The organism is Streptomyces sp. TP-A0356 (assembly GCF_001417775.1).
Lineage (GTDB): Bacteria > Actinomycetota > Actinomycetes > Streptomycetales > Streptomycetaceae > Streptomyces.
Genome location: NZ_BBZJ01000025.1, coordinates 231228 through 248605 on the forward strand (window position 1 = coordinate 231228; position 17378 = coordinate 248605).

16 protein-coding genes and 2 pseudogenes are annotated in these 17378 nt (G+C 71.3%); 8 read left to right on the forward strand and 10 right to left on the reverse strand.

Annotated features, from left to right (window positions below):
* Positions 1 to 55: 55 nt before the first annotated feature.
* From ASC56_RS27410 to ASC56_RS27430, 5 genes are read left to right on the forward strand one after another with little or no spacing between them, the layout of a single operon-like run.
* Positions 56 to 1195, forward strand: coding sequence for an acyl-CoA dehydrogenase family protein (locus ASC56_RS27410; protein ID WP_055494236.1), 1140 nt, complete (start codon positions 56 to 58; stop codon positions 1193 to 1195).
* 27 nt (positions 1196 to 1222) lie between these two features.
* Positions 1223 to 1738, forward strand: coding sequence for a hypothetical protein (locus ASC56_RS27415; protein ID WP_055494237.1), 516 nt, complete (start codon positions 1223 to 1225; stop codon positions 1736 to 1738).
* A complete protein-coding gene (locus tag ASC56_RS27420) occupies positions 1735 to 2331 on the forward strand; it encodes a flavin reductase family protein (protein ID WP_234377076.1) in 597 nt (198 codons plus the stop codon). Before ASC56_RS27415 ends, ASC56_RS27420 begins: the two co-directional genes overlap by 4 nt.
* Positions 2328 to 3302 carry a hypothetical protein gene (locus tag ASC56_RS27425; RefSeq protein ID WP_055494238.1) on the forward strand — a complete coding sequence of 325 codons (975 nt, stop codon included), beginning with the start codon at positions 2328 to 2330 and terminating at the stop codon, positions 3300 to 3302. The genes ASC56_RS27420 and ASC56_RS27425 overlap by 4 nt, the downstream gene beginning before the upstream one ends.
* Before the next feature lie 5 nt (positions 3303 to 3307).
* A complete protein-coding gene (locus ASC56_RS27430) occupies positions 3308 to 4777 on the forward strand; it encodes an APC family permease (RefSeq protein ID WP_234377077.1) in 1470 nt (489 codons plus the stop codon).
* 339 nt (positions 4778 to 5116) lie between these two features.
* On the opposite strand, the gene ASC56_RS27435 is transcribed toward ASC56_RS27430, so the two are convergent.
* On the reverse strand, positions 5117 to 5971 hold the full coding sequence (locus ASC56_RS27435; protein WP_055494239.1) for an NmrA/HSCARG family protein: 855 nt from the start codon (positions 5969 to 5971) through the stop codon (positions 5117 to 5119).
* 95 nt (positions 5972 to 6066) lie between these two features.
* Here ASC56_RS27435 and ASC56_RS27440 point away from each other — a divergent pair.
* Positions 6067 to 6764: pseudogene (locus ASC56_RS27440) on the forward strand (alpha/beta hydrolase).
* A 189-nt stretch (positions 6765 to 6953) separates the two neighbouring features.
* Here ASC56_RS27440 and ASC56_RS27445 read toward each other — a convergent pair.
* The 9 genes and pseudogenes from ASC56_RS27445 to ASC56_RS27485 form a co-directional block, all read right to left on the reverse strand.
* Positions 6954 to 8207, reverse strand: coding sequence for a CynX/NimT family MFS transporter (locus ASC56_RS27445; protein WP_055494240.1), 1254 nt, complete (start codon positions 8205 to 8207; stop codon positions 6954 to 6956).
* Positions 8204 to 8734 (reverse strand): NUDIX hydrolase, encoded by a 531-nt coding sequence (locus ASC56_RS27450; RefSeq protein ID WP_234377078.1) that lies wholly within the window; start codon positions 8732 to 8734, stop codon positions 8204 to 8206. Before ASC56_RS27450 ends, ASC56_RS27445 begins: the two co-directional genes overlap by 4 nt.
* A gap of 27 nt (positions 8735 to 8761) precedes the next feature.
* Positions 8762 to 10048 (reverse strand): UbiD family decarboxylase, encoded by a 1287-nt coding sequence (locus ASC56_RS27455; RefSeq protein ID WP_055494241.1) that lies wholly within the window; start codon positions 10046 to 10048, stop codon positions 8762 to 8764.
* Positions 10045 to 10623, reverse strand: a complete 579-nt coding sequence (locus ASC56_RS27460; RefSeq protein ID WP_055494242.1) for a phosphoribosyltransferase — start codon at positions 10621 to 10623, stop codon at positions 10045 to 10047. The genes ASC56_RS27455 and ASC56_RS27460 overlap by 4 nt, the downstream gene beginning before the upstream one ends.
* The gene (locus ASC56_RS27465) at positions 10620 to 11780 is read right to left on the reverse strand and encodes an IMP dehydrogenase (protein WP_055494243.1); all 1161 of its coding nucleotides are present in this window, start codon (positions 11778 to 11780) and stop codon (positions 10620 to 10622) included. The genes ASC56_RS27460 and ASC56_RS27465 overlap by 4 nt, the downstream gene beginning before the upstream one ends.
* 35 nt (positions 11781 to 11815) lie before the next feature.
* On the reverse strand, positions 11816 to 12433 hold the full coding sequence (gene folE / locus ASC56_RS27470) for a GTP cyclohydrolase I (RefSeq protein WP_055494244.1): 618 nt from the start codon (positions 12431 to 12433) through the stop codon (positions 11816 to 11818).
* A pseudogene (locus ASC56_RS27475) lies at positions 12434 to 13093 on the reverse strand (7-carboxy-7-deazaguanine synthase QueE); the annotation flags it as partial.
* A gap of 113 nt (positions 13094 to 13206) precedes the next feature.
* Positions 13207 to 13575 (reverse strand): 6-carboxytetrahydropterin synthase, encoded by a 369-nt coding sequence (locus tag ASC56_RS27480; protein ID WP_055494245.1) that lies wholly within the window; start codon positions 13573 to 13575, stop codon positions 13207 to 13209.
* 53 nt (positions 13576 to 13628) lie between these two features.
* On the reverse strand, positions 13629 to 14921 hold the full coding sequence (locus ASC56_RS27485; protein ID WP_055494246.1) for an MFS transporter: 1293 nt from the start codon (positions 14919 to 14921) through the stop codon (positions 13629 to 13631).
* Between the two features lie 374 nt (positions 14922 to 15295).
* Here ASC56_RS27485 and ASC56_RS27490 point away from each other — a divergent pair, with 374 nt between their 5' ends.
* Both ASC56_RS27490 and ASC56_RS27495 read left to right on the forward strand, forming a co-directional pair.
* Complete coding sequence (locus ASC56_RS27490) at positions 15296 to 15763, forward strand: DUF6027 family protein (RefSeq protein WP_234377079.1); 468 nt, start codon at positions 15296 to 15298, stop codon at positions 15761 to 15763.
* Between the two features lie 193 nt (positions 15764 to 15956).
* A complete protein-coding gene (locus ASC56_RS27495) occupies positions 15957 to 17378 on the forward strand; it encodes a sulfatase-like hydrolase/transferase (RefSeq protein WP_055494248.1) in 1422 nt (473 codons plus the stop codon).

Consider the following 17378-nt stretch of genomic DNA (forward strand, 5'->3'; position numbering starts at 1 on the left):
TTCCTCCGACGGTCCCGACCCGATATTTCCTCAGCGTTCGAGGAGAATTTCTTCCATGCGTTCCCTGACGGCAGCGTACGAGGTCTGCGAACGATTCCATCCGGGGCTTCTCGCCGCGCTCGAAGAGCTTCCGCTCATGGCCCGGGAAGCCGCGGACAGCCCGGTCGTGGAGGTATACCGCCGCCACCGCGGGGCCGGCCTGCTCGTCCCCGCCACGTACGGCGGGACGGCCGCGGGTCCGCTGGAGGCGGTGCGGGTGCAGCGGGCCATCGCCTCGGCCTCGCCGTCCCTGGGCGTCGCCACGGTGATGCACCACTTCACCGTGGCCATGCTGTTCCGGCTGGCCGAGGCCGCCGAGCGGCTCACGCCGGCCCAGCTGAAGGTACTGTCGGCAGTGGCCGGTGACGGGCTGCTGTTCGCGTCCGGTTGGGCGGAAGGCCGCACCGACCAGAACATCCTCTCTCCGTCCGTGGTGGCGGAGCGCACCGAGTCCGGCTACCGGGTCAACGGGTCGAAGAAGCCGTGCAGCCTGTCCCGGTCCATGGACGTGCTCACGGCCAGCGTCATGGTCCCGGACGACGACGGTCGGTCGACCCTGGCCCTCATGCTGATCCCCGCCTCGTCGCCCGGCATCGGGACGAGGACGTTCTGGTCGACGCCCGTCCTGGCGGCCGCGCAGAGCGACGAGGTCAGGCTGACCGATGTCGAAGTCCCCGAGGAACTGGTCATCCGCAGCACGCCCGAGGACCACGACCGGCTCGACGACCTGCAGACGGCCGGCTTCACCTGGTTCGAACTGCTCACCACCTCCGCTTACACGGGAGCCGCGTCCGCACTGGTGGCGCAGGTGCTCGCCGGGGAACGCGGCAACGCCCACGACCGCGCCGCGCTGGCCGTGCGGCTCGACGCGGCCGTGGGCCTGGTGGAGGGCACCGCAAGAGCCCTGGAGGACGGGCTGGACGGCGACGCGGCGGTGGCCGCGGTGCTCACCGCCCGCTACGCCACCCAGGACCTCCTCGCCGCCACCGTCGACCAGGCCGTGGAGATGCTCGGCGGCATGGCGTTCATCCGCTCGCCGGAGGTGGCCTGCCTGGCCTCGGCGGTACGGGCGCTCGCCTTCCACCCGCCCTCGCGCGCGAGCGTCGCGGCGGAACTGGCCGAGTACTTCGCAGGTGGCCCCCTTCGTCTGTCCTGATCCCGCAGCCATCGGAAGGGCACCCTCATGGACATCAAGAACCCGGTCGAATCACCGGTCACGTTCAAGCTGCACCGCGCCGAGTACCTCATCGCCTTCGCCGTCACGATCGTGCTCATCCTCGTGCACTTCCGGGACATCCGCTGGATCCCGGCCATCGGGCTCTTCCTCTACATCGACCTGATCGGCTACATCCCCGGCGCGATCGCCTACCGGCGCAGCCCGGACGGGCGCATCTCCAAGGCGTACTACGTCCTCTACAACAGCATGCACAGCCTGATCAGCGTCGCCGCCGTGGGTGTTCTGTGGTGGTGGCTGGTCGGTGCCGAATGGGCGCTGCTCGCGCTGCCCTTCCATGTGTTCGGGGACCGGGGCGTCTTCGGCAACTTCCTCAAGCCGTTCGGACTGCCCTTCGAGCCGGTCTCCACTCCGCTGGTGGACCAGGTGACCGCGATGCTGCGCCGCCGGGGCAGTACCAGCAGCCGTGTCCCGCTGCCGCTGAGCGAGGAGCGCAGCGGTCCCGTTGTCGGAGCGGGCCGTTGAGCCGGCCCCCGGCCCGCCTCGCCGATCCCGCCGCGGACGTGCTGGAGCGAACGGAGGCCACGCGGGGCGAAGCCGCCCGGCGGGCGCTGCGCCACATCGCCTCCGGTGTGACCGTGCTGACGGTCAGCCGCGACGGCGTCCCGCACGGCACCACGGCGAGTGCCGTGGTGGCGGTCTCCCGCGATCCGCTGATCGTCGGCGTGTGCCTCCACGAGTCGTCCTCCTTCGGGGCGATGGTCCGCCGGTCGGGGACGTTCTCCGTCAACGTCCTCACCTCCGGCCAGACCGCGGTCGCGCGCCACTTCGCCGACCCGCAACGCCCCCTGGGCCATGCCCAGTTCGCCCAGCTGGAGTGGTCCACCGACACGACCAGCGGTGCCCCTCTGATCTCCGGAAGCCTCGCCCATCTGTCCTGCCGGGTGGTGAACCGGTACCGGGTCGGCGACCACGAGATGGTGCTCGCCGAGGTGACCGGCGGCACCCATGCGACCGGCTCGCCGATGCTCAGCTTCGCCGGCCGTCTGCACGAAGGGGCGGTCACGCCGTCGCCCCGTTCCGTCACTCCGTCCGCGACCCGCAGTGAGGTGTCATGACTGTCGAGATACCGCTAGAGGCCGACTGGGACCGCGCCCCCAACCTGCTCGAAGGCGCCCAGGAGATGACCCTGACCGCGCAGGAGTGCGACCTCGCCTACTGGCTGTCGGCCGTGGCGCAGGGCACGCTGCGGGGCCGTGCCGAGCGCGGGCACGCCGCCACCACCCCCGCGTACATGCGTCGGCCCGGTCCGCTGCGCGACGCGCTCGTGCTGGAGCTGGGCAACCGTTCGCTCGCCGAGTCCCGGGCCGTGCGGGTCCTGTCCAACTACGTCATCGGCGCACCCGGCGTCGTCGAGCAGGAGTTCTTCGTCACGCAGGTGGTGGACGAGGCGCGGCACGCCATGATCTTCCGCCAGCACCTGACCGACCTGGGCGTGCCCGAGGAAGGCCTCCTGGACTTCATCGCCGAACAGGGGGCCGACTACACCGAGCGGGTCCTCAACCCCATCGCCGAGTTCGCCACCACCGTGGTGCGCGACGAGGGCGACTTCATCGGTGCGGTCGCCGTGTTCACCATCGTCATCGAGGGCGTACTCGCCCCGGCCGCGGAGCTGAGCGAGCGCAAGTGGACGCTGCTCGACCCCGCCGCCGCCGAGGTGGCACGCGGCGCGTCGATCGACGAGATCCGCCATCTGACGGTCGGCAGCTCCATCGTCCGCGAGCACCTGGCGCGCAATCCCGGGTACCGGCCGCGTCTGATCGAACTCATCCGCCGCGGCCGCGCCCTGTGGGACGAACTCCCCTCGGAGGAGTTCGTCCTCGAGCGGGAGGAGCTCTTCCAGGAGGGCATGGGTGCCCACGCCGACCTGCTGCGCGACTACGAGGTCTTCCCGGGCTGCAAGCTCCTGGAGACGACACCGAAGCAGCGCTACGACCTCGCGGAGCGGTGGACCGACGACATGGCCGAGGTGCGACTGCCCTACATGGGCATTCCGGAGGCCGTCGAGCTGATCCGCACCACCCGGTGACGCGGATGACCGGGCAGGAGGCGACGCCGCTGCGGCGGACCCTGACGACGCCGAAGATCGTGTTCCTGGTCGTCGCGGCGGCGGCGCCGATGGCGGGCGTGGTGGGATCCGTCCCCCTCGCGTACGCCATCGGCAACGGCGCCGGCGTCCCGGCGACCTTCGTACTGGCCGGTCTCACCCTGCTGTGTTTCTCGTTCGGGTACGCCGCGATGAGCCGCAGGATCGTGAACACGGGCGGCTTCTACACGTACATCGAACGGGGACTCGGGCGCCCCCTCGCCGTGGCGGGGGGACTGATCGCGGTGGTGGCCTACAGTGCCGCGGTGGCCGGTGTCGCGGGCGCCCTCGGCTACTTCGCCGAACTGGTCGCGGCGTCCCACGGGCTGCATGTGTCCTGGACCGTGTGGACGGCGGGCGGCATCGCCCTGGCCACCTTCATGGGGTACCGGCAGATCGACCTCAGCGCCCGGCTGCTCGCCGTCCTCATGATCACCGAGGTCGCGGTGCTCGTCCTGCTGGGCGTCTCCATCGTCGCCCACCGCGGCGCGGGGGCCCTGCCGGCGACGTCCTTCAGCCCGCACACCGTCTTCGCGCCGGGGCTGGGGGTGGCTCTGATGTTCGCGCTGATCTCCTACGTGGGGTTCGAGGCGGCGGCGCTGTACGGGGAGGAGAGCCGTACACCGCAGCGCAGCGTGCCCGTGGCGACGTACACCTCGGTCATCCTGATCACGGCGTTCTTCGCCCTGATGAGCTGGGTGGGGGTGGGAGGAGTCGGCACCGGCCGCCTCACCCACGCCGCCGAGACACAGCTCGGCGACCTGTTCTTCAACCTCTCCGACCGCTACCTCGGCGGCGGAGTCACCGCGGTGATGCAGGTCCTGCTGTGCACCAGTCTGTTCGGGGCGCTGCTGGGCCTGCACACCGCCGCCAACCGCTACTTGTTCGCTCTCGGACGGGAGCGGGTGCTGCCCGCCGCGCTGTCGCGGACGCATCGGCGCCATGGCTCCCCGCACCTCGCGAGCCTGACGCAGATCGCGGTGACGGCACTGGTCTGCGCCGCCTTCGCGCTCGCCGGGGCGCATCCCTACACCAACCTCGCCACGACCATGCTCGGCTTCGGCACGGTGGGGATCGTCGCACTCCAGGCCGCCGTGAGCCTGTCCGTCGTGGTGTTCTTCCGTGCCGACTCCCAGCGGCACTGGTGGCGGACGATCGTGGCACCGCTGCTGGCCGCAGTCGGCCTCGTCGGCACGCTGGTCCTGCTGCTCTCGAAGTTCGCGCTGGTGACCGGCTCCACATCGCCCTTCGTCAACCGGCTTCCCTGGCTGCTGGTGGTGATCGCGGTCGGAGGTTACCTGCACGGACGCAGGCTCGTGGCGGGACCGGAGGGCGCGGACGAGGGACGCGGGCCGGGGCGTCACGCGACGGCGCCGGAGAACGACGTGATCAACGCCGCGCCGCCGCAGCGGCCTTGACCCCCCGAGGCGATGATCGGCCGCCCTGCCGCGGTGGGGCCCGGTCATCGCCTCGGGCCGGGGCGCCGATCGACGGCGGCTGCCGCGGGGCGCCGAGCGGCGCCTGCGCGCGTCGCCCCAGCGACCTACCGGACGACGACCCTGGGCCGCTCCAGCAGCTCCGCCGACGTCCCGGTGCTGGTCGGCATGGTGTCGATCGTCCACCTGCTGGTGACCGAGGCGCTGATGAACCTCACCGGCAACGCGCCTGTGGGCGAGGAGGAGTCGACTCGCCACTCACTGTCGTATGCGGACCGTGCCGACCGTCTCCGGAGGTTGGCGAGGGTCGGCGGGGCTCCGTCAGCGGGCGGCCTCGAACGTCCGGTCCACCCAGTCGGCGAAGCTGGTCCAGCGGATCTCCGGATGGCCGTCATGCAGGGCGGGGATGTCGACGCGGTAGCCAGGTCCGTTCAGGAATGTCCACATCGCGTGCATGTCCGGATTGCTGACTTCCGTCAGCGGTACCTGCTCATGGCGGACTTCGCGTCCCAGGGCCTCGCTCAGCACGGCCGCCATCTGAGCGGGTGTGGGCGCGTCGCCGGCCAGCTCGATACGCCGCCCGGCGTAGGGGGCGGGATCCAGCAGCACGGCAGCCGCGAAAGCGCCGAGGTCGGGCCGGTCGAGCTGCTGCAACGGCCGGTCGGACGGCAGCGGCAGATCGAGCACCCCGCTGTCGATGATGCGCTCCACTCCGCCAAGGGCGTTGTCGAAGAAATACGTCGGCCCGAGGATCGTGTACGGCACATCGCCCGAGGCCAGCTCGGCCTCGATGCGCGCCTTGCTGTCGAAATGCGGTACCCCGCTGTGCTGGTCGGCCCCGGCCACCGAGCTGAACACGAGATGCGGCACGTGCTCCTCGCGCGCGGCAGCCAGGATCGCCCGCCCCTGGGCCACCTCGGCGTCCAGGCCTGCCTCGAAGGGGGTGGTGAACGCGAACACCCCCGCCACCCCGTCCATCGCCGCGGCCAGCGACCTGCGATCGCTCAGGGACCCCGCCACGACTTCGACGCCCTGGTCGGCCAATTGGCGCGCGGAGCTCCGCTCGGGGTCCCGCACCAGTGCTCGGACCCGGGCCCGGCGCTCCAGCAGCGCGTCGGTCACGGCCCGGCCCTGTCCGCCGGTCGCCGCAAGCACCAGGATCGGCTCATCGGACATCGGACAACGCCTCTCTGTGGGTACAGACGGTGATCGATCACCGCGAACACCCCCAGACGGTATCCGGAGTCGATCGGTCATGGGTCGTGGAGCGGATGGACCGGACGACGGCGCGTCGGCGAAACAGCCACACGGGCCGCGACGACGCTGCCACGGCGGGCCCCGGGTGCCGTATCGATGGCACGGACGGTGCAGAGGCCGGGCGCCGGCGCGTCCAGCTTCTCCCGTGTCATCCCCGAACTGATCGCCCGCGGCCTGAACGTGGTGGCCCCCGCGGTGCCCACAGCCAGATCGGTGACGCCGCCTACGTCGCCTCGCTGGTTCGCCAGATACCCGGTCCGGTCGTCCTGGTGGGACACTCCTACGGCGGTGCCGTCATCACCGTCGCTGGTGTGGAGGACAACGTCACGGGGCTGGTCTACCTGGCGGGCTACGCGTTGGAGAAGGGCGAGAGCTGGGCGAACTGCAGGGCCGCTTCCCGGACTCGGACCTTGCGGGCGCCCTGGTCCACACCCCAGAGCCCCGTCTCGCCTCCGTCCTCGCCGTCTCCGAGCGCCCGTTGGCCGCGCAGGCGTTCAGCGAGCAGGCTCCGGCCGCGGCCTGGAAGACCAAGCCGTCCTGGGGTCTGGTCGCCTCGGCCGACCACACCATCAACCCCGATGTGGAGTGCTTCGGCTACCAGCGGGCCGGGATGACCACCATCGAGGTCGACTCCTCGCACCTGGTCATGCTCGCCCACCCGAAGCGGGTCGCCGAACTGATCCACGAGGCGGTTCGGGCCACCACCCGCTGAGACCGTCCCCGGCCTCGCGCGCACTCGACCGCCCGCGCACGGACGCACCCCGTACCACCTCTTCTCGCCGATGCCCTGCTGAGCGACTGCTCCCGCCCGACGGCGTGAGCGACGACACGGCCCTGGTCGTCGTGCGCCTATGACGCGGCCCGCCCGATCCGCGGCAGCACACCCAGCCCGACCGCACCCTCAGGCCCCGGCGCGGAGGCGCGGCACGTGGCGCGGCGGTCGCAGGGCGAGGGACAGGAACAGCCAGCAGACGGCCATACCGACGGTGGTCAGCCAGCCGACGGCGGTCCAGTCCCAGTCTTCGACGCCCAGGTTGAACAGCGGCGGCCCCAGCAGCGAGCCCAGGCTGCCGCCCTGGGTGACGATGCCGTTGGCGAGCCCGATCTCCCCGGGATCGTCGACGAGACGGGGGACCAGGGCGAGGATCATCCCGACGAGGATGCCGTTGATCGCGGAGATCACGGTGGCGCCGGCCAGGAAGAGCGCTGCGGGTCCGCCCGGCCGGAAGGCCGTCCATGCCGCGACCACCGCGAGCAGCGAGCACAGCAGGACCGGGCGCCTGTCGGGGTTGCGGTGCAGAAGCCAGCCGATCAGCAGGCCGCCGCCCACACTGACGAGAGAGATGAGGCCGGCCGTCGCGCCCGCGTCCGAGCCGCTGCGCCCCAACTCCCGCTCCAGGAAGGTCGGCAGCAGGGCGAAGATGGCCACCGTCACCAAAGACGCCATGCAGAACCCGAGGGCGAGCAGGATGACGGGGCGGGCGTGCCGCAGTCGCCGCCGTGCACCCTTCGGTCGCTGCGGAAGCGGCGCGCCCGGTACCTCCACGCCGATCCGGGTGAAGGTGAGGACGACGGCGGGCACGGCGGTGATCCCGGCGACGACGAGCATCCAGCCACGCCAGCCGACGGCCTCGCCCACCGCCCCGCCGAGCGCTGTGCTCAGGGCCAGGCCGACGGGAACGAAGGTGCCCCACAGGGCGAGTGCGCGGGACTGGTCGCGCGGGGCGCAGAGCCGGACCACCAGGGTGGGGCAGGCGATGACCACCATGAGGTAGCCGACGCCCTCCACCGCGCGGATCGGCAGCAGCCCCCCGAGGCTGGTCGCGAGGGCTCCTGCCGCGCCTGCCACCGCCACGGTCCATGTCCCCGCGACGAGGATGACGCGCGTCGACATCCGGCCGAGCCGTAACCCGACAGGGGTGCCGAGGAGCGCGGACACCGCCGTGACGGCCGAGATCACCCAGCCCAGTTCGCCCAGCCCTATCCGCAGGTCACCGCGGAGGGAATCGGTGGCGACGGAGAACTTCCCGAGGCCCATGGCCGCGGTGACGCCCGCCGAGTACACCATGAGGAGCGACGGCCAGTGGGTGGACCGGGCGACGGGCGGACCGCTTTCCCCGGCTATGTCATCGATGTCGGGGGTGCCGGATGTCATGTGATCACTCCTTCCGGGGCGGGCCCGCACGCCGTGGCGGCGCCGCTGACCCGCATGGCGTGCATGGTGATGCCGTCGGCGGCCAGAGCGCGGCTGATCTCCGGCTCCCGGTAGGAGGCGAGACCGGCGTCGGTGAGGATCTGCAGGTCGGTCGAGTGCAAGGGTAGGTCGCCGATGCGTGCCTGCCGCACGGCACCGACGTTGTGGCCCCGGAAGCCGTCGGGCACGCGATGCGTGCCGTCGGCGAGGAAGCCGAACATCAGCAGGTGGTAACGGCCTTCGGACCACTGCCCGGTGAACTCGTAGACGGCGAACGGGGAGCAGGACGTCACCCGGCACCCCGTCTCCTCGTACGCCTCGCGGACCGCGGCGGCCCCGGCGGACTCACCGGGTTCGATGCCGCCGCCCGGCAGCAACCAGTTGCCGGCGTAGGGCCCCTTGAGCTGGTGGACGAAGGTGACGGTGCCGTCCGGGCCGGGCAGCACCATCAGGGAGACGGGCAGGATGCGGGAGAATCGGTCGGTCACGGTGCGCGTTCCTCGACGGTCTCGTGGTCAGTACTCGACGGGGCGCCCGGCCGGAGGGATGACCAGCGCGAGGCCCAGTCGCTCGCCCTCGATCCTGCCCTTCCGGTGGTAGGGCTCGCGGTGACTGACGAAACCGTGTGTTGCGAGGGCCTGTCCGACACTGCCGAGATCGGGCCCGCACAGGACGAGCTTGCAGCGGACGTCGAACCGCATGGCCTCCCGCACCAGGTCGAGATCGGGCGTGTCGGTCTCGATCAGCGCGACGAACTCGCCCCGCGCCTCGATCGAGTAGCGCACCGACCGAACCGGCAGGCCCTGCCCGGTGAGGTGCGCGTACATCAGGTACTCGTTCTGGAAGCTCATCAGCGTGAGTCCGGACTCGGCGCCCGCGACGATGCTCGGCCAGGGTGCGCCGGGGCGGGCGGCCACACCGGTGATGTCGAGGACGAAGCCCTCCCGCTGTTCCACGTAGTAGCCCTTGAACTCGCCGAACGGGCCCTCCGTCTCCCGCTCGTGGCGCACCAGGCCGGTGAGGACGTGCGTGGCGTCGGCGGGGACGGGCGGCGAGCCGGTGACGGTCACATCGCGGCGCAGCAGCCGTGAGGCGATCTGGTAGTCGTCGCCCTCGGAGGGGAGCCGAGAGGCCCCGACGACCGCGTAGATCGGGTCCGCGCCGAGGAACACCGACAGCGGCATGGGCTCGCCCGCGGCCTCCCACTCCTTGAGGTTGCGGTGGGCGTCGGTGCGCGGGTCCATGAAGACGCGGGCCCGGCGCGAGGAGACCACCTGGACGCAGTAGAAGCCGAGGTTGGCGCTGGAGCCGTCGGGCCGTGTCGTCACCCCGATCCCCGCGGTGACGTACCGTCCGCCGTCGCCCGGCCGGTGCTGCAGCACCGGCAGGTCGTCCATGCCTTTCAGTTCCTCCAGACCCGGCGGTGGGCCGCCCTCCACGGATGCGGTCCCGTCCGCCCCGGAGCGCACCTGGTGCGGCGCCCCGGCCAGTCGGGTGGCCATCTCCGGCAGATGGGCGCCCTCGTCCGCGCCGAGCGCCGCGAGCAGGACCGCCCGCGGATAGGGATGGCCGAGCACCCGGGTCCCGGGCCTGTCCTCGATCCGGGTGAACACGGTCGTGGGCCGCGCGCCGTGCCGCCGCTCCAACTCGGCCAGGGTGCGGGCCACCTCCACCTCGGCGCTGAGCGGACGGTCGTAGGTGTAGACGTCCACCGCCTCGTAACAGGCGGGCAGTCCGGCTTCGGACGGCGTGACCCGGGTCAGGCCGCCGGCGGCGAAGTCGGGCGCCGGATCCGTCCTCACGCGGCCTCCCCGAGCGGGAACGGCCGCACTCCGGGGGTGCTGCCCCAGCCCTGCTCCCATGGGAAGACGACCCAGTCGTCGACGACCGCCGGGCAGTAGTCCGGCACATACCCCGAGCGGTGGTTGCGGACCAGGGCCGCGAAGCGGATGTCCGCGGCGGCGACGCCCGACGCCAGCAGATGGGAGCGGACCACGTCCGCCGTGGCGCCCGTGCCCACGATGTCGTCCACGACCAGGACCGCGGTACCGGACTTCGGAGCGGGCCCCTCCTCCTGATCGAGCAGCGGGGGACGCTTGGCCGCGTACTGGCTGTCGTCGCTGGTGCGGCGGACCCGCACGGTGCGCATCAGCGGTACGTCGAGGGCGCAGGTGAGGTAGCTCGCGGCGAGCAGCCCGCCGCGCGCCACCCCGAGCACGACGTCGGGCGCGAAGCCATCGGCGCGGACGGCCGCGGCGATCCGGTCGAGTGCCGCGCCCAGGTCGCTCCAGCCCAGCTCGTAGGGGCCCTGGCGGGTCCACATGCCGGGCTGTTCACCGGCCACGGCCGTGCCGGTCACCGGCTCCTGACCGGTCATCCGTTCACCGCCTCGGCGACGTGGTCGATGTCGATGTGCTCGGTGCGGGCGCGGACGTGCGGGGTGTTCTCGACCTGGCCCGCCGGGGTGACCCGGACGAACTCGGCCCGCTCGCGGAACGCGTCCAGTCCGGTGGCGCCCGAGTAGCTCAGCGCCGACTGCACTCCGCCGGTCAGCTGCCGCAGGGTCCGGGCCAGCGAACCCGTGTACGCGAAGGTGGCTTCCACACCCTCGGGCACGTAGTCGTCGACCTCCGCACGCGTGATCTTCTCCCCGGCCGCCCGGCGCAGCGTCAGTTCCATGCCGAGCGACACGAACCCCCGGCTCGTCTTGTACGTGCGGCCGTCGCGCTCCACGGTCACCGCCTCGCTCTCCTCGGCGCCCGCGAGGAGGCTGCCGATCATGACCGCGCAGGCCCCGGCCGCCAGCGCCTTGGCGATGTCCCCGGCCTGTCGGATGCCACCGTCGGCGATCACCCGCACCCCGTGCCGGGCGGCCTCGGCGGCGCAGTCCAGGACCGCGGTGAGTTGCGGCACGCCCGTGCCCGCGACCAGCCGGGTCGTGCACACCCCGCCCGGCCCGATCCCGACCTTGACCAGGTCGGCTCCGGCTTCGGCGAGATCGCGGGTGCCGGCGGCGGTCGCCACGTTGCCCGCCATCAGCGGCAGCGCGGGATGGCTACGGCGCAGCTCGGCGACGGTCTCCAGGACCTGGTCGCTGTGGCCGTGCGCGACATCCACCACGAGCAGGTCGGCTCCGCCCGCGACCAGCCGCTCGCTCCGCTCCCGCCAGTCCCCGGTGACGCCGATCGCGGCGCCCGCCACGAGCCGTCCCGCCGCGTCCAGCGTCGCCCCGGCCGCCCGTTCCTCGGCGGTCGGCTCGTACGTCTTGACCGCCCGGAGCTGGCCGGCCTGCTGGTCGACGGTCTGCATCCGGTGCAGCACGCCGAGCCCGCCGTTGAGGGCCATGCCGACGGCCATCCTGTCGCCGGTGCACCACTGCGTGTTGGCCGACACGACGGGTATCCGCAGCCGCAGGCCGGGCATGAGCTCGGTGGTCAGGTCGGCCTGCCGACGGCTGCGCAGCGTGGTGCGCTGCGGCACCAGCAGCACATCGTCGAAGCTGAGCCCGGTCCGTGGCTCTGTGGTGATACGCACCTGGTGTTCCGGTCCTCTCTGCGTCGTGTCCGGGGTCATCGTGGGCCGGCGCCCGCGGCGGCCGGCGGCTGGAGCGCGAGGAACTCCGCGCGCACGGCGGGGTCGGCGAACGCCCCCCGCCAGGTGACCGTGGTCATCGTGGCCGGGGTGCGGATGCCCCGCATGGCCATGCACAGGTGCTCGCCCCGACACAGGACGGCGACGTCGGCGGACGCGGTGAGTTTGGCCACCGCGTCGGCGATGTCGGAGGTCAGCCGCTCCTGCAACTGGAGGCGATGGGCGTGCTGATGGGCGATCCGGGCGAACTTGCTGAGTCCGAGCACCTGCCCCTGCGGCCGGTAGCCGATGGTGACCTGGCAGGAGAAGGGCAGCAAATGGTGTTCGCACAGCGACCAGACCTCGATCCCGGAGACCGAGACGGTCTCGGTGCTGCTGGCCGACTCGAAGACGGTCTCCACCGTGCCCGGCTCGTAGTCGGTGAATTCCCGCCACCACCGGGCCCAGCGCGCGGGTGTCCCGAGCAGTCCCTCACGCTCCGGGTCCTCGCCGAGCTCCCGCAGCAGTTCCCTGGCGATGCGCTCCAGGGGGTCCGGCGGCTGCCGGTCGGTGCCCGGCGCGCGGAACGGCGTCGGTGCCTGGGTGTTCTGGCTCATTCATACCCCCCGCTGGTTTCCCCACACAGTCACGTGCAGCCTCCCGCTCAGATTCCATCGGCGGGCGCCGACCGGGTCGGCTAGGGCCCGCAACCCTTCGGCGATCTCCCGCGGCGACTGGCCGCGCGGCATGATCCAGACGTTCTCCAGCGCGTACGCGCGGACCAGTTCCTCCACCTCGGGGAGGTCACCGGGCCCGGAGCACACGAACTTGAAGCACGTGCCCCCCAGCGCGTTGAACACCGTGAGCGCCGCGGGTACGATCCGGCGGCTCTCGGCGACCCCGGAGTGGGCGAGTTTCGGCGACACGTTGAACCGCACGCCGGCGGCGACCAGTTCCGGTGCGGGTACGACGGTTCCGTTGGTCTCGATCTCCACATCGAGGCCGGCGGCCCGCAGCGCCTCGACGACGGGCAGCAGCCGTGTCTGCTGGTTCAGTGGCTCACCGCCGGAGACGACCACAAGGCCCGTGCCGAAGGCGATCAGCCGCTCGGTCACCTCCTCGGTGGTCATCGGGTGCAGTTCGTCGGCGGGCCGGTGGGCGACACCGGACTGCGAACTCCCGGTCCAGTCCCATGTGTACGGGGTGTCGCACCAGGCGCACGTCAGGTTGCAGCCGCCGAGACGGAGGAAGGCACACGATCGGCCGGTGGACGGCCCCTCACCCTGAACGGACTAGGTGGGGCCGAAGATTTCGTTGACGACGAGCTTCGGCCTGTACATGTGCCCCACCCCCTCGGCATCGCTTCGGGCCTCGTGCCCGGTGGTCCCGGTCACGTGGCGGGCCGGTAGGTCGCCCAGGTCTTCGGTGTCTCCGACACCCGGACCGCGGTCAGTTCCGGGAATTCCGTGCACCACTTCCCGTGCACCCACCGGGCGAGGTTCTCCGCGGAGGGATTGCGGTCCCGCAGGACGTCGTTGAGATGCCGGTGGTCCAGGACCTCGTCGATCCACTTCTTCAACGAGTCCAGTTCTCGGTAGTCCCGCACGAACCCCGCCCGGTTCACCGCGTCGTCGGCGCAGGACAGTTCGACGACCAGCACGTAGTTGTGCCCGTGCAGCCGAGTGCAGGGATGGTCCGGGGGCAGGTTCGCCAGTTGGTGGCTGGCGGAGAAATGGAACTCCTTGGTGATGGACAGCATTCGCTACTCCTTCTCACCCGAGATTGGCTGGAGGTGGCGACCGGACCCGCGGCTCATGGGGTGACGCTCCGGCAGGGTGCCGCCACGGCGCTCGCGGCCACCACGAGCGTTCCGAGCAGCAGCCACACGCCCGGCCGTGCCGTGTGCGCCGAGCCCGCGAGTGCGCCGGCCACCAGCGGACCGAAACTGGCCACCGTCGCGCCGAGTTGATAGGTGACGGCCAGGGCGGAGTACCGGTGGCGGGTCGGGAACAGTTCCACCAGATACGCGGCGAAGCCCCCGTAGACGGCCGCGTGCCCGATGCCCATCGCCGTCACGAAGGTGACGACGACGAGTCCGGTGCGGCCCGAGGTCAGCCAGTACGGCGCCGGCAGCACCACCAGTGCGCACACCGCGTACCCGAAGAGCAGGACCCGGCGGCGTCCGAGCCGGTCGGAGAGTGTGCCGAAGACCGGCAACATCACCGCCTCCACCAGTGCCCCGGCCACCAGTCCGGTCAGTATCTGCGAACGGGCTCCGGTCGTGTGGGAGGCGTGTGCGAGGAGGTAGACCGAGAAGGTGCTGACGATCATGGCGAGGCCCAGGGCGGCCAGGGCCCCCCGCAGCACCGGACCCGGACGTTCGCGCAGCACCTCGGTGATCGGGACCCGTGCCGGCTCGCCGTTTCTCCGCTCGCGCAGGAACTCGGGGCTCTCCGCCACTCCCAGCCGGACGAACACCCCGACCGCCACCAGTACCGCCGAGGCGAGGAACGGAAGCCGCCAGCCCCACGACAACAGGTCTTCCTCGGGAAGCACTGCCACCAACGAGATCATTGCCGTGCTGCCGGCCAGCCCCAGCGGGAAGCCCGCGGCCGGGAAGCTGCTGAAGACGCCGCGCCGGCCGGGCGGCGCGTGCTCCGTGGTCATGAGGACGCCGCCGCCCCACTCGCCGCCGATACCGATGCCCTGCACCACCCGCAGGGTGACCAGCAGTGCGGGAGCCCAGAGGCCGGCCTGCTCGAAGGTCGGCAGGGTGCCGACGAGGAAGGTCGCCGCGCCCATCACCAGCAGCGTCAGCACCAGCATCGACTTGCGGCCGACGCGGTCGCCGAAGTGTCCGAAGACGGCACCGCCGATCGGCCGGGCGACGAACCCCGCGGCGTAGGTGGCGAAGGCGGCGAGGGTCGCCGCGGTCGGCGACTGCTGCGGGAAGAACAGCGGGCCCAGCACCAGGGCCGAGGCGGTGGAGTAGAGGTAGAAGTCGTACCACTCGATGGCACTGCCGATCGTGCTCGCCACCAGGACGCGCCGGGCCATCCCGCCGGGCGCCACCAACTCTGCCGGGGCCTGCCTGGTGTAGGTCACGCCCGCCTCCTCGCCGAGGCGGTCCCCGCGCGGGGCGTCGCGGGACGGTGCTCGCGTGGCACGGGCCGGCGGGGGCGGTGCCTACGCGACACGGCCATGGATTTCCTCAACGAGTCCATTCCAATCTGCCCGGGAGCGGACGAATACGGGGGCGGCCGGGATGGAAACCTTGCAATCCGGAATCGGGGCGGATCGCGGCGTGGCAACGCCTCGGGGCGCGGCTGGAAAAAGCGTGACTTCATGGTTACCCCGCCCGGATTCCTTCTGTCCAGCGCGAGGAACGAACATCCACCCGCGCCGAAAGGGCAGTTGCGCAGCGGCGCATCCGGCGGAAGACTCACCCGGACCTGTCGGAATCCGGAAAGGAGGCCCGGGTGGGGAGTGAAACGTCCGGGGCCGATGTGTGGACCGGCGAGGACGGCGAGGAGGTGGTGCGCCTGCGCCGCTGGCGGGGCACCTGGCCGAAGGACGACCCGCACGCCAACTTCAAGTCGGACGTGGTGGGTTATGGCCTGCTCGACCCGCTGCTCACCCTGCGGGGCATGTCCCGCAACCTGGACATACCCGTCGGGGCCATCGCCCGGTACGTCCTGGCGCGGTGGGCCACCGGCGGCAGCGGCGGCCTGCTCGAAATCGGCCCGGTGATGGTCCACCGGCTGTGGGAGCCCGTCGCCCGGGCCGAGAGCGCCGGTACGGACGAGGAGCGCCTCGCCGCGTACCACCAGCTCCGGCAGATGCTGTCCTGGCTGAAGCTGCCCCTCGACAACCCGGACCTCTATCCGCCGCAGGCGGAGGACCGCGTCACGGACGGCCGTACCGCGTCCGGCCGAGCCGCGGACTGATGCCGGCCCGCGGACTGATACCGGCCCGCGGACTGATACGCCCGCGGACTGATACGGCCCGCTCGTCCAGCCCGCTGAATCCATCCCGACGCGCGGTCTCCCGACCGTCGTTCAACCGGGGGCGTTCCTCACTCGAACACGGTTCGCCCGCCCAGCGCAGCCCATCGAAGAGCCCATCGGAGGCGGAGTGCCCGTGCATCAGCCGAGCCACTACGACCATGTCGTCCTCGTGTCCGTCGACACGCTGCGCAGTGACGCGATGTCCGCACATCCCAAGCCGCTGTGGCCGCACACCTACCGGGACGTCCGCCCGGTGCGCACCACCGTGCTGGACGAACTGGCCTCCCGCGGAGCGTACTTCCCGAACATGATCAGCGCCGCGCCCTACACGGCGGCTTCGCACGGGGCGATATTCACCGGCCAATACCCGCTGCACAATGGACTGCACGAATTCTACAACGGGTCGCTGCGTGCTCCCTCGGTATTCACCTACGGTCGGCGTGACGGGCGCCGCACGGTGATGAAAGTCGACTTCCCCATCATCCTGGGCCCGGAGCTCGGATTCACCCGGGACATCGACACGTATCTCATAGAGAGTGACGACGCCTTCATCGATGCGGTGACATCCGAGGACCGTACCCTGGCCCTCGCCCATTTCGGCGGCGTTCATCTTCCCTACGGATTCCACAATCTGACGCTGGGCGGTGCGGCCTACCGGGAGAAGGTCGCCGAGCTGGAGGCGGGGCTGCCGGACGAACTGCCCTTCGTGGACCGGCTGGTGGAGACGTACCGGGATCCGGAGGACGCCGACCTGCTGGTGCGTTACAAGCGCGCCACCACGTATCTGCACGGGCAGGGCGCCTACGACCGGCTCTTCCAGCTGTATCTCGAAGGCGTCGAGCACTTCCTGGCCACCCGGCTGAGTGGCTTCCTGGACCGGCTCACCGATCGGGTCGCCGCCGCCGGGAAACGGATGCTGCTGGTCCTGTTCGCCGACCACGGAGAGGAGTTCGACGAGCAGACCAACGGCCACTTCAACTCGATGTCCGAAGGTGTACTGCGCGTCCCCCTGATCATCGTCGGGGACGGGGTCCAGCCCGGCACGCACGAACACCGCATCCGTACCGTCGACATAGCCCCTACCGTGCTGGATCTCGCCGGCATCTCCGCCCCCGCCACGGGGGTGTTCGACGGACGGTCCCTGGCGTCCGTGGTGCGCGGCAAGGACACCCTCGACGGGGACGCGCCCGCCCTCGCCGAGTCGTACAACGCCGAGTTGAACGATTTCATCGCCTTCCAGGAGCGGCAGCTCAGCGGCCGGACTCCCGGGCCGCTGCGGCACTTCCTGGTCGGGCACGCCGCCTACCTGGGGGACCGCAGGGTCGTGCGGATGGCCCGGCGCTACTCCGAGGCGTTCCAGCGGGCCACGCCCTTCGACACCGTCCGTGTAGAACGCTTCGACGCCGACGGTGTGCCCCGTCCGGCCCCCGACGACGACGGCGCCGATCTGCTGGCCCTGCTCGACGACTACCGCACCGCGCTCCGGGCACCACAGGACGTCACCGTCACCGACGAGATGCGCAGCCAACTGCGCTCACTCGGCTACTCGGTCTGA